General features: G+C 69.1%; 22 protein-coding genes. 12 read left to right on the plus strand and 10 right to left on the minus strand.

Going from position 1 to position 22,684, the window contains the following annotated elements; translation table 11 throughout:
- The first annotated feature begins 95 nt into the window (after positions 1–95).
- Positions 96–569, plus strand: coding sequence for a redox-sensitive transcriptional activator SoxR (soxR, locus tag ABD235_RS18410; protein WP_344175516.1), 474 nt, complete (start codon positions 96–98; stop codon positions 567–569).
- Positions 570–861: 292 nt separating this feature from the next.
- The gene (snpA, locus tag ABD235_RS18415) at positions 862–1,500 is read left to right on the plus strand and encodes a snapalysin (protein ID WP_344175518.1); all 639 of its coding nucleotides are present in this window, start codon (positions 862–864) and stop codon (positions 1,498–1,500) included.
- Positions 1,501–1,620: 120 nt separating this feature from the next.
- Here the strand turns inward: snpA and ABD235_RS18420 are convergent, their stop codons facing one another.
- From ABD235_RS18420 to ABD235_RS18430, 3 genes are all read right to left on the minus strand, one after another.
- Positions 1,621–2,196: a PIN domain-containing protein gene (locus tag ABD235_RS18420; RefSeq protein WP_344175520.1), complete on the minus strand. Its 576-nt coding sequence runs from the start codon at positions 2,194–2,196 to the stop codon at positions 1,621–1,623.
- Between the two features lie 12 nt (positions 2,197–2,208).
- Positions 2,209–2,742, minus strand: a complete 534-nt coding sequence (locus ABD235_RS18425) for a helix-turn-helix domain-containing protein (protein ID WP_344175522.1) — start codon at positions 2,740–2,742, stop codon at positions 2,209–2,211.
- Positions 2,743–2,904: 162 nt separating this feature from the next.
- Positions 2,905–3,927, minus strand: a complete 1,023-nt coding sequence (locus ABD235_RS18430; RefSeq protein WP_344175524.1) for a LacI family DNA-binding transcriptional regulator — start codon at positions 3,925–3,927, stop codon at positions 2,905–2,907.
- Between the two features lie 225 nt (positions 3,928–4,152).
- Between ABD235_RS18430 and ABD235_RS18435 the strand changes: the two genes are divergently transcribed.
- Complete coding sequence (locus ABD235_RS18435; protein WP_344175526.1) at positions 4,153–5,232, plus strand: ABC transporter ATP-binding protein; 1,080 nt, start codon at positions 4,153–4,155, stop codon at positions 5,230–5,232.
- A gap of 74 nt (positions 5,233–5,306) precedes the next feature.
- On the opposite strand, the gene ABD235_RS18440 is transcribed toward ABD235_RS18435, so the two are convergent.
- Both ABD235_RS18440 and ABD235_RS18445 read right to left on the minus strand, forming a co-directional pair.
- Complete coding sequence (locus tag ABD235_RS18440) at positions 5,307–6,296, minus strand: ABC transporter permease subunit (protein ID WP_344175528.1); 990 nt, start codon at positions 6,294–6,296, stop codon at positions 5,307–5,309.
- On the minus strand, positions 6,293–7,243 hold the full coding sequence (locus ABD235_RS18445; protein WP_344175531.1) for an ABC transporter ATP-binding protein: 951 nt from the start codon (positions 7,241–7,243) through the stop codon (positions 6,293–6,295). Before ABD235_RS18445 ends, ABD235_RS18440 begins: the two co-directional genes overlap by 4 nt.
- A 230-nt stretch (positions 7,244–7,473) precedes the next feature.
- On the opposite strand from ABD235_RS18445, the gene ABD235_RS18450 reads away from it, so the two are divergent.
- From ABD235_RS18450 to ABD235_RS18465, 4 genes are read left to right on the plus strand one after another with little or no spacing between them, the layout of a single operon-like run.
- Positions 7,474–7,791: a metal-sensitive transcriptional regulator gene (locus ABD235_RS18450; protein ID WP_425553143.1), complete on the plus strand. Its 318-nt coding sequence runs from the start codon at positions 7,474–7,476 to the stop codon at positions 7,789–7,791.
- Positions 7,792–7,825: 34 nt separating this feature from the next.
- The gene (locus tag ABD235_RS18455) at positions 7,826–8,050 is read left to right on the plus strand and encodes a heavy-metal-associated domain-containing protein (RefSeq protein WP_344175533.1); all 225 of its coding nucleotides are present in this window, start codon (positions 7,826–7,828) and stop codon (positions 8,048–8,050) included.
- Positions 8,047–9,045 carry a hypothetical protein gene (locus ABD235_RS18460; RefSeq protein WP_344175535.1) on the plus strand — a complete coding sequence of 333 codons (999 nt, stop codon included), beginning with the start codon at positions 8,047–8,049 and terminating at the stop codon, positions 9,043–9,045. Before ABD235_RS18455 ends, ABD235_RS18460 begins: the two co-directional genes overlap by 4 nt.
- A 13-nt stretch (positions 9,046–9,058) precedes the next feature.
- A complete protein-coding gene (locus tag ABD235_RS18465; protein WP_344175537.1) occupies positions 9,059–11,296 on the plus strand; it encodes a heavy metal translocating P-type ATPase in 2,238 nt (745 codons plus the stop codon).
- A 60-nt stretch (positions 11,297–11,356) separates the two neighbouring features.
- Here the strand turns inward: ABD235_RS18465 and ABD235_RS18470 are convergent, their stop codons facing one another.
- The 5 genes from ABD235_RS18470 to ABD235_RS18490 form a co-directional block, all read right to left on the minus strand.
- Entirely contained in the window at positions 11,357–12,901 is a 1,545-nt protein-coding gene (locus tag ABD235_RS18470) for a glycoside hydrolase family 13 protein (RefSeq protein WP_344175539.1), read from the minus strand.
- Between the two features lie 27 nt (positions 12,902–12,928).
- Positions 12,929–13,894 carry a carbohydrate ABC transporter permease gene (locus ABD235_RS18475; RefSeq protein ID WP_344175541.1) on the minus strand — a complete coding sequence of 322 codons (966 nt, stop codon included), beginning with the start codon at positions 13,892–13,894 and terminating at the stop codon, positions 12,929–12,931.
- Positions 13,891–14,820 (minus strand): carbohydrate ABC transporter permease, encoded by a 930-nt coding sequence (locus ABD235_RS18480; RefSeq protein ID WP_184802803.1) that lies wholly within the window; start codon positions 14,818–14,820, stop codon positions 13,891–13,893. The genes ABD235_RS18475 and ABD235_RS18480 overlap by 4 nt, the downstream gene beginning before the upstream one ends.
- Positions 14,820–16,199 carry an ABC transporter substrate-binding protein gene (locus ABD235_RS18485; RefSeq protein ID WP_344175546.1) on the minus strand — a complete coding sequence of 460 codons (1,380 nt, stop codon included), beginning with the start codon at positions 16,197–16,199 and terminating at the stop codon, positions 14,820–14,822. Before ABD235_RS18485 ends, ABD235_RS18480 begins: the two co-directional genes overlap by 1 nt.
- A gap of 224 nt (positions 16,200–16,423) precedes the next feature.
- Positions 16,424–17,428, minus strand: coding sequence for a LacI family DNA-binding transcriptional regulator (locus ABD235_RS18490; RefSeq protein ID WP_344175548.1), 1,005 nt, complete (start codon positions 17,426–17,428; stop codon positions 16,424–16,426).
- Positions 17,429–17,554: 126 nt separating this feature from the next.
- Here ABD235_RS18490 and ABD235_RS18495 point away from each other — a divergent pair, with 126 nt between their 5' ends.
- The 5 genes from ABD235_RS18495 to ABD235_RS18515 are packed head-to-tail and all read left to right on the plus strand — an operon-like array spanning position 17,555 to position 22,580.
- Positions 17,555–18,778, plus strand: a complete 1,224-nt coding sequence (locus ABD235_RS18495; protein ID WP_344175551.1) for a DUF4032 domain-containing protein — start codon at positions 17,555–17,557, stop codon at positions 18,776–18,778.
- Positions 18,779–18,836: 58 nt separating this feature from the next.
- Entirely contained in the window at positions 18,837–19,334 is a 498-nt protein-coding gene (locus ABD235_RS18500) for a SigE family RNA polymerase sigma factor (RefSeq protein WP_344175553.1), read from the plus strand.
- Positions 19,331–20,464, plus strand: coding sequence for a hypothetical protein (locus ABD235_RS18505; RefSeq protein ID WP_344175555.1), 1,134 nt, complete (start codon positions 19,331–19,333; stop codon positions 20,462–20,464). The genes ABD235_RS18500 and ABD235_RS18505 overlap by 4 nt, the downstream gene beginning before the upstream one ends.
- The gene (locus ABD235_RS18510) at positions 20,461–21,570 is read left to right on the plus strand and encodes a hypothetical protein (protein ID WP_344175557.1); all 1,110 of its coding nucleotides are present in this window, start codon (positions 20,461–20,463) and stop codon (positions 21,568–21,570) included. Before ABD235_RS18505 ends, ABD235_RS18510 begins: the two co-directional genes overlap by 4 nt.
- Positions 21,567–22,580 carry a hypothetical protein gene (locus ABD235_RS18515; RefSeq protein ID WP_344175560.1) on the plus strand — a complete coding sequence of 338 codons (1,014 nt, stop codon included), beginning with the start codon at positions 21,567–21,569 and terminating at the stop codon, positions 22,578–22,580. Before ABD235_RS18510 ends, ABD235_RS18515 begins: the two co-directional genes overlap by 4 nt.
- The last annotated feature ends 104 nt before the right edge of the window (positions 22,581–22,684 follow it).

Here is a 22,684-nt window from a genome sequence, read left to right on the forward strand (position 1 = left end):
CCACGGACCGATCCGCACCAGCCGGCGCACCGTCGCTCCGAGGAAGAAGGCTCAAGGGGGCTTCAGGTCTTGTGCGGGTCTCCTAGGGTGAAGACATGTCGCAGGAGAACGTGCCCAGCAAGGACCACTGGCTCTCGATCGGGGAGATCGCGGGGCGCTCGGGAGTGGCCGCCTCGGCGTTGCGGTTCTACGAGGACCAGGGGCTGATCAGCTCGCGGCGCACCTCGGGCAACCAGCGGCAGTACCAGCGCAGCACGCTGCGGCGGATCGCGTTCGTCCAGGCGGCGCAGCGGGTCGGGCTCGCGCTGTCGGAGATCAAGCAGGCGCTGGACTCACTGCCCGACGACCGCACCCCGACCCGTGCGGACTGGAGCCGACTGTCCAAGTCCTGGCGCAGCCGTCTGGACGAGCGGATCGACGAACTGGAGCGCCTGCGCGACGACCTCGACGGCTGCATCGGCTGCGGCTGCCTCAGCCTGCAGCGCTGCAACCTGTACAACAAGTCCGACCGCCTCGCCGAGCGCGGCCCCGGCGCCCGGATCCTCAACGTCGGCATCCCGGGCGAGTAGCGCGCCGAGCCCTCCGGACGACGTACGGACTGCACTCGGCGTACCGGCGTTGCCGCAGGCCCTGCTGCCGGCGCCCGGCATCCGGTCGTTGCCTGCTGCCACGTCCGATAACCGTCCCCGGCATAGGCGCGCGGTTATGACAGTCATAGAACGCCGAACGGTGAACGAGGGTTAACCCCCGACTTTTTCCCGATCTGGTGCGGATTGCGAAACGGCTTGGCAACATCCCGGTCTGTAGCGATCAGTGATCCGCTGGTCGCTTTCCGCCACAGATCCGGAGTGAGGCCCTCCCATGTCGCATCGCCGTATCCTGAGTTCGCTGGCCGGCCTGGCCGCCGCGGCCCTGGCCGTTCCCGCCTTCGCCGCCCCCGCGCAGTCGGCTCCCGCGCCGGCCACCAGCACGCCGTCCTCGATCGCCGCGTACACCGGTTCGCCGCAGGACGCCGCCGCCACCAAGGCGTTCTACGAGGCCGTGATGAAGTCCGCCCGGGCCAAGCAGGCCAAGGCCGGCAACAAGCTCGCCGCCGTCACCGTGACGTACGCCGTGGACGCCCCGACGTTCGCGTCGCTGATCTCGTCCAGCACGCAGATCTGGAACTCCTCGGTCAGCAACGTCACCCTCGTCGAGGGCAGCAACTACGACTTCTACTACACCGAGGGCAACGACCCGCGCGGCTCGTACGCCTCGACCGACGGCCACGGCAGCGGCTACATCTTCCTGGACTACGCCCAGGCCCAGCAGTACGACCCGCTCCGCATCACCGCCCACGAAACCGGCCACGTGCTCGGCCTCCCCGACCACTACTCCGGCCCCTGCAGCGAACTGATGTCCGGCGGCGGCCCCGGCCCCTCCTGCACCAACCCCAACCCGGACGCCACCGAACGCTCCCGCGTCAACCAACTCTGGGCCAACGGCTTCACCCAGCGCTGACCCCCTGACCCTCCGGCTCGGAACCGCCCGGCAGGGGACGGTTCCGAGCCGGAGTACTCCCCCAACACCCACCCCAGGTCCGCACGCGCCGCCCGCCCCACGGCACGTGCGGACCCGCGTCTACCGAACCTCGTCGATCAGGTCGACCGCCTCGTGCATCGAGTACTTGCTGCGGAGGACTGCAAGGAACTCATCCACGGACACCGGCGGTTTCCGGCGCCGCTCTGTCAGCGCGACGACCGCCCTCAGCGCGCCCTCCGGCGAGACGGCCACAGTGTTCGCGGCGAACTCGCCCGGCCCGAGAACCTCGATACCGCCGGGCATCTTGTCCGCCGGGAAATCCTTCAGATTGGCGGTCACGACGGCGCCGGCGTGACCTGCGACCGCCGCTGCGACAACGTGTTCGTCATCGGGATCCGGGAGCCCGAACGTTCCGGCGTACGGCCGCCAGTTCTGCACCTCGGCGTCGTCGAACCCGGCGCGCATCTGTTCGACGAGCCAGGCAGCGCGCGCGAGCGCCTCCGGTTCCGACAACCCGTGCCTGGTCAGGTGCTTCTCCACCTCGCACTCGACCAACTCGTCGAGAATCTCACTGCTCCACAGCGGTCGGTAAAGGTTCTGGACAGCCAGACTGAGCAGGAAGTCTCGCTGGCGACTGGGGAACAGGACGCAGGTATCGAGTAACGCGGCGAACACGCTCCGATACTTTCAGAGATCGGCCGCTCGCCGCTTCTTCTCGGCCCGCTCCTTCCGGATGCGCTTCAGGCGCTCGGCCACGACGGTGGGATCCTCGTCGTCGCTCAGCTCGTCAGAGGTGTCGGCGATCAGGTCGTACTGGCGTTGCCGACGGGTCTCCCGGTACTCGAGCAGGTCCCTCAGCAACACCTTCCGACGGTTTCCGATCCGCTCGCACGCCAGTTCGCCGGCGTCGATCAAGCGGACGACGGTCGGACGACTCACCCCGAGAAGGTCGGCGGCCTGCTGCGTCGTCAGCTTCGACACGGTTGGCGAGATGGTGATGGCCCGGCCGGCCGTCAGTGCGGCGACCGCCTGAACGAGCACCCGGTGCAGCGCTTCCGGAACCTCGATCTGGTCGTGCTCGTCGGCACCAGCCAGAAAATAGCGCCGCTGTGGGAGCTCACCCGTCTTGCTGTGGTGTGCCTCCAGGAAGCTGGCGACCGTCGCCAACTGCTCGCGCTCTTCTGGCAGATAGGTCTGCGACTCGAGCAACTCAGCACTCACGGAGACCTCCTCGATCGAACGAACCGAACTGACTTTCGAAACGTTCGAATATCGTCGCACGGCAGCCCCGTAGGCGCAACCACAGCGCGCGGCACAACCTCGACCGCTGCGGACCTAGCGCACTGTCTGTTCTTTCTTTGTCTTGCTCTTCTTGCCCTTTCCCTATCCCCGCACTGGGCCCGTGCTGTTGCGGACTACCAGTTCGGGGCGGAAGAGGAATTCCGTGCGGGGTGTGGCGTGGCCTCGGACCTCGTCCAGGAGGGATTGGACCGCGGCCAGCGCCATGGCTTGGACTGGTTGGCGGACTGTGGTCATCGGGGGATCGGTGAACTCCATCATCGGGGCGTCGTCGTAGCCGACTACCGAGAGGTCGGTGGGGACCGAGAGGCCTCGTTGGCGGGCGGCTCGGATGACGCCGAGGGCCATCATGTCGGAGCCGCAGATGACGGCGGTGGCGCCGATGTCGAGGAGGCGTTGGGCTGCGGCCTGGCCGCCTTCGACGCCGAAGACGCTCAGTTCGACCAGGTGGTTGATCTCGTCGTCGGACATGCCCAGTTGGGCTTTGAGCGCCGTGCGGAAGCCCGCGAGTTTGCGCTGTACGACGATGAAGCGCTCGGGGCCCGAGGTGAAGCCGATCCGCCGGTGCCCCAGCGCGACCAGGTGCGAGACGGCCAGTTCCGTCGCGGCGTACTCGTCGGAGGAGATGAAGGGCGCGCCCACGCCGGGGAGCCAGCCGTTGACGAAGACGACCGGGAGGTTGCGGTCGACCAACGCCTGGTACCGGGCATGGTCGGCGCCGGTGTCGGCGTGCAGGCCGGAGACGAACATGATCCCGGAGACGCCGCGTTCGAGCAGCATCTCGACGTACTCGTCCTCGCTCGCGCCCGACGGCGACTGGGTGCACAGGACCGGCGTGAAGCCGCGCTGGGACAGCGCCGACTCGATCACCTGGGCGAAGGCCGGGAAGATCGGGTTGATCAGTTCCGGCATCACCAGGCCGATCAGGCCGGCCGAGCGGCGGCGCAGGCGGGTGGGCCGTTCGAAGCCCAGGACGTCCAGCGCGGTCAGGACCGACTGCCTGGTCTCCTCGGCCACGCCCGGTTTGCCGTTCAGGACCCGGGACACCGTCGCCTCGCTGACCCCCGCCTTGGCCGCGATGTCCGCCAGCCTCGCTCTGCTGCTCACGACCGGTCACCCTACCGATCCGGGCTGCACCTTGCAGCAAGAACCTGCAAGATCTTGCAGACTCGGACTGCGCAGACCTGTCCAGAAGGTGAACAGTGTGGACACCTCTTCCGCCGTAAACCTTGTCAGGAGCAGCCGGGCAGGTGAGGATGGGCGCACCCCCGCCCGGGGGCCTTTACTACGGATCGTCCGGCACGTTCCTGCCGGTGAAGGGAGCGAACAGTCATGGCTACTGTGTCTTTCAAGGCGGCGACCCGGGTCTACCCCGGTTCTGACAAGCCCGCTGTCGACAAGCTCAACCTCGAGATCGAGGACGGCGAGTTCATGGTCCTCGTCGGCCCGTCCGGTTGTGGCAAGTCCACCTCGCTGCGGATGCTCGCCGGCCTCGAAGAGGTCAACGAGGGCTCCATCTACATCGGCGACCGCGACGTCACGCACCGTCCGCCGAAAGAGCGCGACATCGCGATGGTGTTCCAGAACTACGCGCTCTACCCGCACATGTCGGTCGCCGACAACATGGGCTTCGCGCTGAAGATGCAGGGTGTCTCCAAGGAGGACCGCGCCAAGCGCGTCCAGGAGGCCGCCAAGCTGCTCGGTCTCGAGGAGTACCTGGACCGCAAGCCGAAGGCCCTGTCCGGTGGTCAGCGCCAGCGCGTCGCGATGGGCCGCGCCATCGTGCGCAACCCGCAGGTCTTCCTGATGGACGAGCCGCTGTCGAACCTCGACGCCAAGCTGCGGGTCCAGACCCGTACGCAGATCGCCGAGCTCCAGCAGCGTCTCGGTGTCACGACCGTCTACGTCACCCACGACCAGGTCGAGGCCATGACGATGGGCGACCGCGTCGCCGTGCTGAAGGACGGTCTGCTGCAGCAGGTCGACACCCCGCTGAACCTGTACGACAACCCGAAGAACCTGTTCGTGGCCGGCTTCATCGGCTCGCCCGCGATGAACCTGCTGACCGCGGACCTGGTCGAGGGTGGCGCCAAGCTCGGCGACTACACGATCCCGGTCTCCCGCGACATCCTGGCCAAGGCCGGCAACGACAAGACGGTCTCGATCGGTGTCCGGCCGGAGGCCTTCAAGGTCGCCGACCAGGGCCTGCCGGTCAAGGTCGCCGTGATCGAGGAGCTGGGCGCCGACGCGTTCCTGTACGGGACCGCCGAGCACGACGGCAACCACCAGCAGATCGTGGCCAAGATCGGCGCGCGGATGAACGTCGAGAAGGGCTCGCTGATCCACCTGGAGGCGCAGACCGACAAGCTGCACCTGTTCTCGGCCTCGACCGAGGAGCGCCTGACGGCCTGACCGTCACGCCAGTACGACGAAACGCCGGCCCCGGGTGCGAACCCGGGGCCGGCGTTGTCGTACAGCAACTGGCGTCAGGTCACGTCCCGCCGGTTGAAGACCAGCGCACCGATGACGACCAGCACGACCGCGCCGATGCCCAGGTACCAGGCGCCGTGCTCGAAGCTGAGCGACTTCTCGACCTGCTCGCAGGTGTAGGAGCCGTCACCCATCGTCTTGCACTTCTGCACCCAGTACGTCGTACCGTGCAGCACCCAGGCGTCGAAGTTCAGCCGGACCAGCCACGGCTGCGCCGACGCGAGCACACTGCCGAAGATGCCTTCGACCAGTACGGCGTACCCCATGATCACGCCGATCGCGGCCGCCGTGTGCCGCAGCAGCAGCGCCAGTACGCCGCCGAGCGCGCCGGCCACGCCCGCGAGCACGACCGTCCGGCCCGACGTCTCCAGCAGGTTGCCCCAGACCTTGCCGGTGGTGCCGGTCGTCACGCCCATCTGCGAGACGATCAGGTAGGTCCCGGCGAGCAGCAGGGCCAGCGTCACCACCGCGACCGGCACCATGCCGACCGCGACCGCGACGAGTTTGCTGCCGTAGACCCGCATCCGCCGGGGCTCGAAGGTCAGCCAGTTCCCGATCGACGCGCTGCTGAACTCCGCCCCGACGAAACTCGCCCCGATCAGGAACGCGGCGAACGCCAGCAGGTACGACGATCCCTGCAGCAGGCTCGGCATCAGCTCGGTGAAGACCGTCTGCGGCTTGCCCCACTCCTCGAGCTTGGGCTCGGAGTAGGTGCACATCTCCTCGACCGGCGGCTTCGGCTCGGGCTGGTCGGCGTAGCTGTCGCGGCACTCCTTGTCGTACTTGTCGTGGTTCTTCACCCAGTCCGCGTGCGCCTGCTCGAACTGGACCTTGGTGTTCTGCTGCTCCGCGGCCGACAGCGGACGTGAGTTCCACCAGGTCGCGGCCAGCATCAGCACCGTGACGCCGAGCACCGCGACCACGCCGAGCATCACCAGGCGGCGCGCGACCAGCCGCCGCAGCTCGACTCCCGTCAGCCGGATCACCGCTTGCCTCCCGTGGTCTCGTCAGCGGCCAGCCCCTCGTCGGCCGTCAGCTCCAGGAACACCGACTCCAGGTCCGCCCGGACCGGGACCAGCTCGGCGACGTACAGCTCGCGCTGGGCCAGCCGGCGGGTGATGTCGGCCGGGTCCTCCGCGCCGTCCACGAACAGGTAGTTGCCCTCGGCACGGACCGTGAGCCCGCCCTCGGTCAGTACGGCGGTCGCCGCCTGCTGGTTGCCGATCGCAAGCTTCACGGTCGACTTGCCGGTGCTGCCGATCACCTCGGCCACCGAGCCCGAGGCGAGCAGCCGGCCGTGGCCGATGATGGAGACGGTGTCGGCGACCTGCTCGACCTCGGCCAGGATGTGGCTGCTGACCAGAACCGTGCGGCCCTGCTCGCCGAGCGAGCGCATCGTCTCGCGGATCTCCCGGATGCCGGCCGGGTCGAGCCCGTTGGTCGGCTCGTCGAAGATCAGCAGGTCCGGCTCCTTGAGCAGCGTCGCGGCGATCGCCAGCCGCTGCTTCATGCCGAGCGAGTAGGTCTTGAAGCGGTCCTTGCCGCGCTCACCGAGCGAGGTCTCGTCGAGCACCTCGCCGACCCGGCTGCGCGGCGCGCCGATCGCGTCGGCGAGCAGCTCCAGGTTCTTGCGGCCGGTGAAGGCCGGGAAGAACTTCGGCGACTCGACGATCGCGCCGACCCGCGACACCACCTCGGGCAGGTGCTCGGGGACCGGCCGGCCGAACAGCGCCATCGCCCCGGCGTCGGCGCGGATCAGCCCGAGCAGCATCCGGATCGAGGTGGTCTTGCCCGAACCGTTCGGCCCGAGGAACCCGTGCACGCCCCCGACCGGAACGTCCAGATCGAGCCCCTGCACGGCGACCACCCGCTTGCCCCGCCGGGTCCGGTACGTCTTCCGCAGGCCCCGCGTACTGATCGCCAGGTCCGTCATGCCACCCCTTCTCGTTGCCCACGGCCTGTTGCTCACAGCCCGCGATGGATCGCGTTCGTCACGCGATGAGACGCACAGACTGTCAGTTCGGTTGGTCCACCGCCCGCGACCCGTGAGCCGAATTACCCCTACCGGGTATGTGCCAAGGCTTGCATCTGATACCCCAAGGGGGTAACTTACGAGGCGTCGAGATACCCCTAGGGGGTAGCAGTGAGGGAAAGAGGGCCACGATGACCGACCAGCCGACCGATGCGGGCGCCGAGCACGTGCACGGCTACACCAGCGAGAAGTCCAGTCACCTCAAGCGGCTGCGGCGGATCGAGGGGCAGGTCCGGGGACTGCAGCGGATGGTCGAGGAGGACAAGTACTGCATCGACATCCTGACCCAGGTCTCGGCGGCGACGAAGGCGCTCCAGTCGTTCTCTTTGGAGCTGCTCGACGAGCACCTCTCGCACTGCGTGGTCGAGGCCGCCCAGCGGGGCGGCGCGGAGGCGGAGGAGAAGGTCCGCGAGGCCTCCGACGCGATCGCCCGGCTCGTCCGTAGCTGAAACACACCCGGAAACCTCTGAAGGAGAACCCACGATGACCACCACCACGTACGCCGTGTCCGGGATGACCTGCGGCCACTGCACCGCCGCGGTGACCGAGGAGCTCAGCAAGCTCCCGGGCGTGCAGAACGTCAGCATCGACCTGAACGCCGGCGGCACGTCGGCCGTCCAGGTGACGAGTGAGTCCGCCCTGGACGAGGACGCCGTTCGCGAGGCCGTCGACGAGGCGGGCTACGAGTTGACGGGCGCGACGGCATGAGCCGGGCTGTCGCGCTCCGGCTCGGCGCGTTCGCCGGCGTGCTCGTGCTGGCGTTCGCCGGTGCTTTCGCGATCGGCTCCGCGGTCGACCCGATCGCGGCAGCCCAACCGACGCAGGAGAAGGCCGGTTCCCCGGGCATGGAAGGTATGGCCGAGGAGCCGGCCGGCGGTCACGGCGAGGGCCACGGCGACGCGAGCGCTCAGCCGCCCGGGCTCGCGGTGTCCCAGTCCGGCTACACACTGGTCCCCGCGACCACCTTCTTCCAGCCCGGCCAGAAGACCCCGTTGCGCTTCACGATCACCGGCCCCGACGGCAAGCCCGTCACCGAGTTCACCAAGACGCACGAGAAGGACCTGCACCTGATCGTCGTACGGCGTGATCTGTCCGGCTTCCACCACGTGCACCCGACGATGGATGCCGCAGGCAACTGGACGATCCCGTTCACGTTCACCGCGGGCGGCACCTGGCGGCTGTACGCCGACTTCCAGCCGGCCGGGCACGACCAGCCCCTCACCCTCGGCACCGACGTGAACGTCTCCGGCCTCTACATCCCGGTCCCGCTCAGCAAGCCGTCGAGCGTGTTCAGCATCCACGGGTACGACGTGACGCTGGCCGGGAAACCCCAGGCGGGCAAGGAGTCCGAGCTGACCTTCGCCGTCAGCAGGAACGGCAAGCCGGTCACCGACCTGCAGCCCTACCTCGGGGCCTTCGGCCACCTGGTGTCGCTGCGCAGCGGCGACCTCGCGTACCTGCACAACCACCCGTCGGAACACGCCGAGCCGGGCATGAAGGGCGGGCCGCGGATCACCTTCGGCACCACCTTCCCGACCGCCGGCACGTACTCGCTGTTCCTGGACTTCCAGCACGCCGGCGCGGTCCACACCGCGGAGTTCACCGTGACGGTGGACGCCGACGGGACGGCGATCGTCCCGCCGACCACGCTGCCGAGCAGCAGCACGACCCCCGGCCACGACACCACTCCGCACGGCCACTGAGAGGAGGCAACTCATGACAACCCCGGAAACCGGGCAGTCCGTCGAGCTCATCATCGGTGGCATGACCTGCGCCTCCTGCGCCGCCCGGGTCGAGAAGAAGCTGAACCGGATGGACGGCGTCACCGCGACGGTGAACTACTCCACCGAGAAGGCCAAGGTGACGTACGCCGACGGCGTCAGCACCGACGACCTGGTCGCGACCGTCGAGGCCACCGGCTACACCGCCGCGCTTCCCGCGCCGCCGTCGGACACCAAGGACGAAGAAGAGCTCGACGAGCTGAAGCCCCTCCGGGAACGGCTGTACGCGAGCATCGCGCTCGCCGTACCGGTGATTGCCCTGGGCATGATTCCGGCGCTGCAGTTCGACTTCTGGCAGTGGGCGTCGCTGACACTGGCCGCGCCGGTCGTGACGTGGGCGGCCTGGCCGTTCCACAAGGCCGCGTGGACCAACCTGAAGCACGGCGCCGCGACGATGGACACGCTGATCTCGCTGGGCGTGCTCAGCTCGTTCCTGTGGTCGCTGTACGCGCTGTTCCTCGGCGGGGCCGGCGAGCCCGGGATGAAGATGCCGTTCACGCTGATCCCGTCGCGCGGCGGCGGCACCGAGGAGATCTACCTCGAGGTCGCGGCCGGCGTGACGACGTTCATCCTGGCCGGCCGGTACTTCGAGGCCCGCGCCAAGCGTCGCTCCGGCGCGGCGCTGAAGGCGCTGATGGAGCTCGGCGCGAAGGACGTCGCCGTACTGCGGGACGGCGCCGAGCACCGGATCCCGGCCGACCAGCTGGTCGTCGGCGACGAGTTCGTGGTCCGGCCGGGTGAGAAGGTCGCGACCGACGGCGTGATCGTCACCGGGAGCAGCGCGGTCGACGCGTCGATGCTGACCGGCGAGTCGGTCCCGGTCGAGGTCGGCGAGGGCGACGCGGTCGTCGGCGCCACCGTGAACGCCGGCGGAAGGCTCGTCGTCCGGGCGACCCGGGTCGGCGCGGACACGCAGCTCGCGCAGATGGCGCGGCTGGTCGAGGACGCGCAGAACGGCAAGGCGGCCGTGCAGCGGCTGGCCGACCGGATCTCGGGGATCTTCGTGCCGATCGTGATCGGGCTCGCGCTGCTGACGCTGGGGTTCTGGCTCGGCAACGGGTCGGCGGTCGAGGTGGCGTTCACCGCGGCGGTCGCGGTTCTGATCATCGCCTGCCCGTGTGCGCTCGGGCTGGCCACGCCCACCGCGCTGATGGTCGGGACCGGCCGGGGCGCGCAGCTCGGGATCCTGATCAAGGGCCCGGAGGTGCTGGAGTCGACGCAGCGCATCGACACCGTCGTCCTGGACAAGACCGGGACGGTGACGACCGGGCGGATGGAACTGGTCGACGTACTGCTGGCCGAGGGGGAACAGCGGGCCGACGTACTGCGGCTGGCGGGGGCGCTCGAGCACTCGAGCGAGCACCCGATCGCGCAGGCCGTTGCCCGGGGCGCCTTGGACGAGCTGGGCAAGCTGCCCTCGGTCGAGGACTTCGGGAACGTCGAAGGCCTTGGTGTGCAAGGGATCGTGGACGGTCACGCCGTACTGGTCGGACGGACGCGGCTGCTGGAAGAGTGGAGCCAGTACCTGCCGGCGGAGCTCGCGCACGCCAAGGAGCACGCCGAGGCCGAGGGCAGTACGGCGGTCGCGGTCGGCTGGGACGGCAAGGCGCGCGCCGTGCTGGTGATCGCGGACACCGTGAAGCCGAGCTCGGCGGAGGCGATCGAGCAGCTGCGGGCGCTCGGCCTGAAGCCGGTGCTGCTGACCGGCGACAACGAGGCGGTCGCTCGCAAGGTTGCCGCCGAGGTCGGGATCGACGACGTGATCGCCGAGGTGCTGCCGGCCGACAAGGTCGACGTGGTCAAGCGGCTGCAGAGCGAGGGCCGGGTCGTGGCGATGGTCGGCGACGGCGTGAACGACGCGGCGGCGCTGGCCCAGGCCGACCTCGGGCTGAGCATGGGGACCGGGACGGACGTCGCGATCGAGGCCAGCGACCTGACGCTGGTACGCGGCGACCTGCGCTCGGCGGCGGACGCGATCCGGCTGGCCCGGCGAACCCTGGGCACGATCAAGGGCAACCTGTTCTGGGCCTTCGCCTACAACGTCGCGGCGATCCCGCTGGCCGCGGCCGGCCTGTTGAACCCGATGCTGGCCGGCGCGGCGATGGCGTTCAGCTCGGTCTTCGTCGTTACCAACAGCCTCCGGCTGCGCCGCTTCACCCCGCTGTCCTCCTGACCGCAACGTCCGAAGAACCCGAGGTCATGGCCTCGGGTTCTTCGGACGTCCGGAATGGACTCAGCGGATCCAGGCCGTGGTGTCCGAGGGGAGGCGGCCTTCCTCCAGCGGGGAACTGGTCAGGAGGACCTCACCGGCGGGGAGCTCGATCGAGTCGGCGGTCAGGTTGACGATGCAGGTCAGGCCCGAGTCCCGGCTGAAGGTGAGGACCCCGGGGTCGGAGTCGAGCCAGGTGAGGGTGCCGTCGCCCAGTTCCGTACGGCGGATCGCGAGGCCGTCGCGGTAGAGGGCGAGCATCGAGTTCTGGTCGGCCTGCTGGGACTCGACGGTGAGGTTCTTCCAGTCAGCGGGCTGCGGTAGCCACGGCGTACCGGTGCCGAAGCCGAACGGGGGTTCCTTGCCCGACCACGGGATCGGGACGCGGCAGCCGTCGCGGCCGCGGTCGGTGCCGTGGGAGCGGGCGAAGATCGGGTCCTGCAGCAACGCGTCGGGAAGGTCCTCGACCTCGGGCAGGCCGAGCTCCTCGCCCTGGTAGACGTACAGGCCGCCGGGCAACGCCATCGCCAGCAGGGCGGCGGCGCGGGCCCGGCGTTCGCCGAGGACGAGGTCGGTCGGCATGCCGTGCTTGCGGTCCTGGTGCGAGAACGACGTGTCCGGGCGGCCGTACTTCGTGACCGGGCGTGTGACGTCGTGGTTCGACAGCACCCAGGTCGGCGGCGCGCCGATCGGGACGTGCGTGGTCAGCGTCAGGTCGATCGAGGCCCGCAGCTCGTCGGCGTCCCACGGCCGGGACAGGAAGTCGAAGTTGAACGCGGTCTGCATCTCGTCCTGGCGCAGGTAGAGCGCGAACCGCTCCTGGTCCGGCATCCACATCTCGCCGACCAGGAAGCGACCCTCGTACGCGTCCGTGATCGCCCGCCAGCCGCGGTACACCTCGTGCACCTCGTCGTGGTCGGTGTAGGACTCCTCGACGCTGTCGAGGTCCTTGAACAGGACGGCGGCGCTGTCGATCCGGATGCCGTCGACGCCGCGGTCCAGCCAGAACCGCAGGATCGCGTGGAACTCCTCGACCACCTCGGGGTTGCGCCAGTTGAAGTCCGGCTGCTCGGGCGCGAACAGGTGCAGGTACCACTCCCCGTCCGGCACCTGCGTCCACGCCGGCCCGGCGAAGATCGACTGCCAGTCGTTCGGCGGCAGCCCGCCGTCGCGACCGGCGCGGAACAGGAACCGCTCACGCTCCGGAGACCCGGGACCGGCCGCCAGTGCCTGGACGAACCAGTCCTGCTGGTCCGAGCCGTGGTTCGGCACGATGTCGATGATCGTTCTGATGCCGAGCGCGTGGGCTTCGTCGATGTACGCCTCGGCCTCGGCCAGGGTGCCGAAGCTGGGCTCGATCGCGCGGTAGTCGGCGACGTCGTACCCGCCGTCGGCCATCGGGGACGGGTACCACGGGTTCAGCCAGATCGCGTCGACGCCGAGGTCGGCCAGGTAGGGCAGCTTCGCGCGCAGGCCGGCCAGGTCGCCGATCCCGTCACCGTTGCCGTCGGCAAAGCTCCGCAGGTACACCTGGTAGATCGCGGCGCCGCGCCACCATGTTTCCGACATGCTTCTCCTTAGGGTTGGGTTGGGGGATCAGCCCTTGAGGCTGCCGGCGGTCAGACCCGCCATGATGCTGCGCTGGAACACGAAGAAGACCAGGATCGTCGGCAACGACGCGATCACCAGGGCCGCGATCAGCACGTTCTGCGGCATCTGCGCGGACAGCGACGCGATGCCGACGCTGATCGACATCTTGTCGGTCTCCGGCAGCACCAGCAGCGGCCAGACGAAGTCCTTCCAGACCGTGACGACCGACAGGATCGACACCACGCCGAGGATCGGCCGGGACACCGGCAGCACGATCGACCACAGGATCCGGACCGGGGACGCGCCGTCGATCTCGGCCGCCTCCAGCAGCTCGCGCGGGATCGAGTCGAAGAACCGCTTGAGCAGGAAGATGAAGAACCCGTTCGCTGCCGCAGGCAACCAGATCGCCCACGGGGTGTTCAGCAGGTTGAAGCCGAACAGCGGCACGTCCTTGGCGACCAGGTACGTCGGCAGCAGCAGCACCATCGGCGGGATCATCAGCGTCGCCAGCATCAGGCCGAGGATCAGCTTGCCGAAGAACGGCCGCAGCTTGGACAGCGCGTACGCCGCTGTGACGTCGACGAGCAGCGTGAACAGCCACGCTCCCCCGGCGTACAGGGCGGTGTTGCGCAGGAAGACGCCGAGCTGCAGCTGATCCCAGGCTTCCTGGTAGACGCCGAAGTCGTACTCCTTGGGGAAGAAGCTCGGCGGGATCTGGGCCAGCTCGTCCGGTGACTTCAGCGCACCGGTCACCATCCAGTACAGCGGGAACACGAAGGCGATCGTGAAGCCGACCACCACGACGACCAGGACGGTCCAGTAGACCAGCTTGCCGTGCCAGGTCCGCAGCGACAGCGGCGAGACCAGCGTGCGGGTCTCGTACGCCGTACCCTTGCGTCGCTTCTTCACCTGCTGGGTAGGCTCCGGGGTGGTTGCCGGGAGCACCGGTTGGGGTTGCAGCGTGGTTGTCATCGGCCACCTTCGTTGTCACGCGAGACGCGCAGGTAGAACGCGGAGAAGACCAGCAGCACGACCATCAGCATCAGGCCGAGCGCACCACCGCCACCGAAGTCGCCGAAGTTGAAGGCGTACTGGTACATCAGGTAGGCCACCGTCACGGTCGCGTTCTCCGGGCCACCGCCGGTCAGCAGGTACGGCTCGATGAAGACCTGCATGGTCGCGACGATCTGGAGCAGCAGCATCACCAGCAGGATCAGCTTGGTCTGCGGCACGGTGACGTGCCAGACCCGGCGGAACAAGCCGGCGCCGTCGAGCTCGGCCGACTCGTACAGGTCACCCGGGATGGACTGCAGCGCGGCCAGGTAGATCAGCGTGCCGGTGCCGAGGTTCATCCAGGTCGAGACGATCACCAGCGAGATCAGCGCCGTACTGGTCGAGTCCAGCCAGGCCAGCGGCGGGATGTGGAAGACGTCGAGGACCTGGTTGAACAGGCCCGCGCCCGGGTCGTAGAACCACTTGAACAGCAGCACCCCGACCGCCGGGGGCAGCATCACCGGCAGGTAGACGACGAACCGCAGGTACGCCTTGGCGTGCCGCAGCTCGTTCAGGACGACGGCCAGCACGAACGGGATGACGTACCCGACGACCAGGGCCAGTCCGCTGAACGCCGCGGTGTTCAGCCAGGCGGACCGGAACGCCGGGTCGGCGAACACGGTCCGGAAGTTCTCCAGGCCGACCCACTGCGGCGGGTCGACGAAGTTGGTCTGCTGAAAGCTCAGCACGATCTCCCGGATCATCGGGTACCAGGAGAAGAAGGCGAAACAGATCAACGCCCCGCACAGGAACCCGTACGCCGTGAGGTTCCGGCCGACCGCGCGGCGCGCCGCCCCCTGGTTCGGGGAGCGGCGCACCAGCGGTTTGGCGGTGACTGTGGCCATCAGGTGTTCTTGGCGAGAATCTTGTTCGCCTTGCCCTCGGCGTCCGAGAGCAGCTTGTCGATGTCGGCGTCCTTGCGGGTCAGCACCGCGGACATGGCCACGTCGAGCACGGCGTACAGCTCCTGCGCCTTCGGCGGCTCGAGCTTGTTGGTGATGCTCGCCTGCGCGGTCACGTACGGCGTGAAGTGGTCGACCGGCACGGTGGCGAACTGCTTGCGCAGCGCGGTGATCTCCTTGCCGGGCGCGGTGTCGCCGTACAGGTCCGGGATCGGCAGGCCGACCGGGCGGCCCTGGGCCTTGGCGCGCTCGTAGTTGAACTGGCCCTTACCAGGAGTGAGTTCGTGGAACTCGAGCCAGGCCAGACCGGCCTTGATCTTCTCCGGCGACGCCTTCGGGTTGAACATGTAGCCGTCACCGCCGGACAGCGACGCCTTGCCCTCGGACTCCGGCACGGCCGTCACGCCGTAGTCCTCGAACTTGCCCTGGAAGTCGTTGTTCACCGACTGCACGACGTCCGGCGCGCCGATCATCATGCCGAGCTTGCCCGAGCCCATCATGCGCATCAGGTCCTCCCACTGCAGCAGCTGCTTGCTGCCCATGGAGTTGTCGTTCCAGCGCATCTGCTTGAGGTTCTCCAGCACGGCCTTGCCCTCGGCGCTGTTGAACGCCGCGGACTTGCCGTCCTCGCTGACCATCGAGCCGCCGCGGGCGTACAGCGACGCCGCGAAGTGCCAGCCGCCGGTGTTGCCGGCGGAGTACTCACCGAAGCCGGTGTAGCCGGCGCCGAGCCCGGCGATCTTCTTGGCCGCCTCCTGGACCTCGGCCCAGGTCTTCGGCGGGGCGTCGGGGTTCAGCCCGGCCTGGGTGAACAGCTTGCGGTTGTAGACCAGGCCCATGTTGTAGTTGTTGCGCGGTACGCCGTACGTCTTGTCACCGTCGTTGAAGACGCCCTTGACATCCGCGCGGACGTCGTTGAGGGCCTTCACGCTGCCGACGTACTCGCTGATGTCGGCGGCCTGCTTGGCCTTGATGATCTTCTGGACGTCGGTGTAGTAGACGTAGAAGACGTCCTCCTGGGTGCCGCCGGCCAGCTTCGCCTGGAAGGTGTCGGGGTTGATGCAGGGGAAGGCGTCCTTGCTCTGGATCGTGATGTTCGGGTGCGCCTTCTGGAACTCCGCGACGTCCTCGTCCCAGCCGGCCCGTTCCTTCGGGTTGCTCTTCGGCGGCTGGCAGCCGACGGTGATGGTCACCTTCTGGTCGGCGCCGCCGGTGCCCTGCGCGGCCGGTTCGTCATCCCCCGATCCGCAGGACGCGGCCGTCAGCCCCAGTCCCGCGACGAGCAACAGGCCGAGTGCCCTGCGGTGGCTCGTTGTCCTCATCGATCTGCCCTTCCTCGGTACGGCCGAGGGCGAGTCCCGCCCCTTGATGTGGTCCGTACCGTAGGCAACCCGACCGGATGTGCGCAATACTTCGATCACTAGTTGCAAAAACGAGACTTTGTTGCGGAACTCACGGGTACAGCAAAAGGGTGGAGCAGGCTGTGGCCTGCTCCACCCTTGGTGGTCGTTCGATGACTGTCTGTTGGTGCGGCTGACTTTCGTTGTCAGGCGGTGACGGCGGTGCGCAGCCGGGCGGTCGACGCGCGGACGACCAGCTCGGGCTCGAAGAGCAGCTCGTCGGCCGGTACGGCGGCCCGCTCGATCAGCGCGACCAGCATGTCCACGGCGGCCCGGCCCATCGCGTCGATCGGCTGCCGGACCGTGGTCAGCGGCGGGTCGGTGCAGTTCATCATCGCGGAGTCGTCGTACCCGATCACCGAGACGTCGTCGGGCACCGACAGGCCGGCCCGGCGGACGGCGCGGATCGCGCCGAGGGCGAGGATGTCGCTGGCGCAGACGATGCCGGTGACGCCGTGCTTGACCAGCCGGGTCGCGGCCGCGTGGCCGCCCTCGAGCGAGAACATCGTGTGCTCGACCAGCGCCGGGTCCGCCTCGGGCGACCCCATGAACGCCTCGAGCTTGCGCCGCGAGGGGATGTGGTCGCGCGGGCCCAGGACCAGCCCGATCTTCTGGTGGCCGAGCGCGCGCAGGTGCCCTATCGCCATCTCGGCGGCGACGAAGTCGTCGGAGGAGACCTGCGGGAAGCCCAGGTGGTCGACCGCCGCGTTGACCAGCACGGTCGGCAGCTTGCGCTCCTGGATCAGCTCGTAGTGCGCGTGCGGCGCATCGGCCTGGGCGTAGAAACCACCCGCGAAGACGACGCCCGACACCTGCTGCTGGAGCAGCAGGTCGACGTAGTCCGCCTCGGACACGCCGCCGACCGTCCGGGTGCAGAGCAAGGAGGTGAAACCTTGCTGCGCCAGCGCACCGCCGACCACCTCGGCGAACGCCGGGAAGATCGGGTTCTGCAACTCCGGCAGGACCAGGCCGACAAGTCTTGCGCGGTCGCCGCGCAGCTGGGTCGGCCGCTCGTACCCGAGCACGTCGAGCGCGGTGAGCACCGCTTCCCGGGTCGCCTCGGACACGCCGGGCTTGCCGTTCAGCACCCGGCTCACGGTCGCCTCACTGACGCCGACCTTCTTCGCCACCTCAGCAAGTCGTCGAGTCATGACGCAAACTCTACGCCACATTCCGCAAGTATTTGCGTTCACTTGCGTTCGGGTTCGGGCAGATCTTCGTCACGGACCCACGGCCGTCACCGGCTTCCGCCGCAGGAAACTGACACACTGGGGCACGTGCCTCGTTTCGTCGCCACCCGCCCGGACACCGGTCTGCTCGCACTGCCCTGGGACGTCCCGCTGGAGGACTGGCCCGAGGACCAGCTGGTCGCGCTCCCCCGCGGTATCTCGCGGCACGTGGTCCGCTTCGTCCGCGTCAACGGCAGCGTCTACGCGATCAAGGAGGTGATGGAGCACCTCGCGATGCACGAGTACCGCCTGCTGCGCGACCTCGAGCGGCTGGACTCCCCCTCGGTCGAACCGGTCGGCGTGATCACCGACCGGCTGGACAAGAACGGCGAACCGCTCGACTCGATCCTGGTCACCCGGCACCTGCAGTTCTCCCTGCCGTACCGGGCGCTGTTCTCCAGCACGCTGCGGCCCGACACCGTGAACCGGCTGATCGACGCCCTGGTCGCGCTGATCGTCCGGCTGCACCTGCTCGGCTTCTTCTGGGGCGACTGCTCGCTGTCGAACACGCTGTTCCGCCGCGACGCGGGCGCCTTCGCGGCGTACCTGGTGGACGCCGAGACCGGCGAGCTGCACCAGGACATCTCCGACGGGCAGCGCGCGCACGACCTCTACACCGCCGAGATCAACCTGTTCGGCGAGTTCCTGGACCTGCAGGAGGGCGGTCTGCTCGACGCCGACATCGACCCGCAGGAGACGGTCCAGTCGATCAACGACCGGTACGACGCCCTGTGGGCCGAGCTGACCGCGCCCGAGGAGTTCGCCACCGACGAGATGCACCGGCTGGACTCCCGGATCCGGCGGCTGAACGAGCTCGGCTTCGACGTCGCCGAGATCGACATCATCACCGACTGGGACGGCAGCCAGGTCCGGATCCAGCCGAAGGTCGTCGACGCCGGCCACCACTCCCGGCGGCTGCTGCGGCTGACCGGCCTGGACGTCGAGGAGAACCAGGCCCGCCGCCTGCTCAACGACCTCGACTCGTACGCCGCCTCGACCGACCAGCAGAACGAGGACGAGGAGATCGTCGCCCACGAGTGGCTGACCGACGTTTTCGAGCCGGTGGTCCGCTCGGTCCCGCGCGACCTGAACCGCAAGCTGGAGCCCGCCGAGGTCTTCCACGAGGTGCTCGAGCACCGCTGGTTCCTGTCCGAGCAGGCCGGCCACGAGGTCGACACGATGGAGGCCGCCCGCTCGTACGTCGACACCGTCCTGCGCGCGAAGCCCGACGAGAAGCTGGCGCTGCCGACCGCGCCGCCTGATTCCGAGTAGTACTCGGGTGCAACGTCTGGCCCTTCCCTGGCGTGGTTAGAACGTGGGAGGGGACCAGATGACAGATGATCCACCGGACTTCGACACCTGGGTGTCGCACCGGGGTGCCGGGCTGCTGCGCTTCGCGTACCTGATCACCCGGGACCGCGGACGGGCCGAGGAGGCGGTGCAGGACGCGCTGATCGCGGCGTACCCGCGCTGGTCGCGAATCGGCGCCGACCCCGACGCCTACGTCCGGCGGTGCATCGTCAACGCCGACATCTCCCGCTGGCGGCGCTTCTTCCGCCGCGAGACCCCGGTCGACGACCCGGACGCCTTCGGCGGCGCTTCCAGCGCCGACCACGCGGCGTCGTACGCCGATGCCGACGCGGTCTGGCGGCTGTGCGCGTCCTTGCCGACCCGGCAGCGCGCGGCCGTCGTACTGCGGTACTACGAAGGCCTTCCGGACGCCGACATCGCCGAGATCCTCGGCTGCACGGCGGCCACGGTCCGATCCCAGATCCATCGCGCGCTGTCGTCACTGCGCGCAACCTTGAAGGAGGTCGAGCAGCTGTGAACGATCCGGCGGACGACTCCACGACCGGCGCCTTGCTGACCCGCGCGCTGCTGACCCACGCGGACTCCGCGCCGAGCGGCGAGACGCTGCTGGCCGACGTCCGTCACCGCATCCGCCGGCGCCGCCGGGCGCGCACTGCCGGAGTCGGCGTACTCGCCTGTACGGCGGTTGCCGCGTCGGCTACCGGTGTGGGAGTACTCCGCGACGGGCCGGTTCCTGCGGCCGCGCCCTCCTCGGTCCCCGCGACCAGTCCTTCCGGTACTACTGACAGGCCGAATTTCCAGTCGGCCGACAACGGTTGGCACTGGGAGTCCTACGACACGGTGCAGGTGCAGGTCCCGGACAGTTGGACGGACACCTTCTACAGCCACCTGTGGACCTGCAAGCCGATCACCTACGGGCAGCCTTCGCCAGCCGTTCCCAAGACGGCGCAGGTCGGGCGACCGGTGCGCGGCGCCGTGACGATGCAGGACTGTGGGCCGATCCCGGAACTGGCCGACCGGATGCCGCACCTCTGGTTCGGCGACGAGGGCCGGCCACCGGGCGTGTACCGCCACGACCACGGCTGGCTCGAGGAGGTCCGGGTCGTCGACGGCGTGCATTTGAGTGCCTTCGGCAACGACCAGACGCTGCTGCGGCGGATCCTCGACTCGGCGGCGCCGATCGACGGCAAGGATGCCTACGGTTGCTCGCCGACGCCGCCTCCGGTGGTGGGTGACGGCCGGCGGCCGACCGGGCCCGGGTTGGACGGGGTCGGCGAGGTGCACTCGGTGCGGATCTGCGGCTACGGCATCAACGGTCTGCCGCAGGACGCCGAACTGCTCGCTGGTACGGCGCTCTCCGGTCAGGCGGCGCGCGAACTCGTCGGCGCTCTCCGGTCCGCACCGGCCGGGAGCGGCCCGAACGACCCGTACAACTGCGAGACGCGGTTCCGCGACGACCTGCTGGTCACCGTGCGCGGCAGCGCCGGCGAGCAGGAGGTGTCGGTCCGCTACAACACCTGCAACCACAACGGGATCGACGACGGCACCACCGCTCGGCAGCTGACCCGGGACGCGCTGCTGCCCCTGGTCCACGCGCTCTACTCGCCGCAGCTGAGGCCGATGGTCCTGGAGAGGCTGCCCCGATGAACGATCCGGCCGAGACCCTGGTCACCCGAAGCCTCGAGTCCCACGCCGGCTCGGCGCCTTCCGACGCGACGCTGCTCGGCACGGTCCATCGCCGGCTGCGGCGTCGGCGCCGGGCGCGGACGGCGGGCGCCGCCGTACTGGCTTGTGCCGCGGTGGCGGTGGTCGGTGTGGGGATTCACTCGTTGGTGCGGCCTGAGGTCGCTCCGGCGCCGTCGGTGGCGCAGCCGCCGGCGGGGTGGCACTGGGAGTCGTACGCGAATGTGGAGGTCCAGGTTCCTGACGCGTGGACGGAGATCAACGCGGGTCATCTGGCGACGTGCCCGAAAGAGAAGGCCCGGATGGCGGGCTGGGTCGGGCGGCCGAGCATGCTGCCGGGCATTGCGATGGGCTGTGGAGTCTTTGTGGGGGGAGGCGTCGACGTCGGCGCACCCGCGAACCGGGTGCCCTACGTGTTGTTCGACTTCAACGCGGCGCCGGGGGTGACGCGGTACGACGCCGGCTGGACGAAGGAGGTCCGGGCGGTGGGCGCCCTGAAAGTCGAGGTTTTCGGCACCGACGACGCGGTCCGCGAGCGGGTGCTCGCGTCGGCGCGGGTAATCGAAGGGGCCGACAGCAACGGTTGCGCTCCGACGCACCCTGTCGCGACGCAGCCGTCGTACCGGCCGGCCGGTGACGGCCTGGCCTCGGTCGGGACCGTCGAGTCGATCGGCATCTGCGCGTACAACTCCACGCCGTACCCGCGAGTCCCACCGCTGCTGGCCAGCGCCGGGCTCACTGGCGACCAGGCGCGCGAGGTCGGTGCCGCCCTCCTCGACGCACCACTACCTGACATCGCGGCCACCAGCGAGGACGAGACCGGCAGAACGCCGTTGTCGAGCACGCACAGCAGTCGATGCGCGACCTCGGACAACGAGGTCCTCGTGCTGCAGGTGCGCGGCGACCGCGGTGAGCAGGAGGTCGTCGTACGGCTCGACTCGTGCGGACCGCTCGACACGAATGACGGTCAGCGCATCCGGCTCCTGACCAAAGCGTCCGCCGGCCCGTTGCTCGACGCCGTCGGCCGCCCCGAGGAACGCGGTCCGTTGCTGACGAGGCTGCTGAAATGAGGGCCGTGGTGCGGAGGTCCGTGGTGATCGCGCTGGCCGCTGTCGCGGTGGCGGCGTTGGTGGTCGGCGGGAGGGTAGTGCTCGGCCAGGAAGAGACCGCGGTCGGGACCGAGCCGCAGGCCTTGCCGTTGCAGCCGGGGTGGCGGTGGGAGGTGTACCGCAACGTCCAGGTGCAGGTGCCGGGCAACTGGGAGCAGTCGCTGTGGGCTGGGCTGAAGACGCCCTGCGACCTGGACCAGACGGAGCCGAAGCCTATCGTTCGACGCCCGGGCGGTGCCGTCCTCGCCATGCTGGAGCCCTGCGTGAACCCGAAGGCGCCGCAGCAGCACGTCGCACCGTCACTGGAGTTCACGGGCGATCAGCCCGGCGTGGTCCGGTACGCCGACGGGTGGACCAAAGAGACACGGCGGATCGGCGAGCAGCTGGTCACGGTGACCAGCGCCGACGACGCCTTGCGGGCCGAGCTCTTCGCGACGGCCGGCGTGGTGACCGATGCCGATGGCAACGGTTGCGACCCGGCGTCGCCGAGCGCGCGGAACGAGATCGTGCGGCCGCCGGCGCACGGTGGGCTCACGACGGTCGGTGAGGTCGCGTCGGTCAGTGTCTGCCGCTACGAGGAACCGCGCGGACCTCGACCGCGCGACGACCGAGCGCCGTACGATCTCGCACTGCAGGCCAGCTCGCGGCTGACCGGCCCCGTCGCCGCTCGCCTGGTGCGTGACCTGATCGCGGCGCCGCCTGGGACCGGGCCGACGGTGACCGATCAGCGGGCCTGCGGCGACGATCCCAGCGGCGAGGTGATCGTGCTGCGGGTCGACGGGAGCGCGCACGACCAGGACGTCGTCTACCGGTACGCCGGGTGCAGGCACAACGGCACCGACGACGGTACGACGTTGCGTCAGGCAACGTCCGCGACGGCTAAGGCCATCTTCGTCGGAGTGCACGAGCCGAACGGGGTCCGCAACGTGCTGCACCAACTGCTCTACGGCCCACCTGGACCGGTGCTGTGATGAGGCCGATCGGGAGGAAGGGTGCTGCGGCGCTGGGTGTGGTTGGGGTGGCGGCGGCGTTGGTGCTGGGTGAGAGGGCGCTGGGCGACCCGCCGACCGCGGCT

This window comes from Kribbella lupini, assembly GCF_039529595.1.
Taxonomy (GTDB): Bacteria; Actinomycetota; Actinomycetes; order Propionibacteriales; family Kribbellaceae; genus Kribbella; species Kribbella lupini.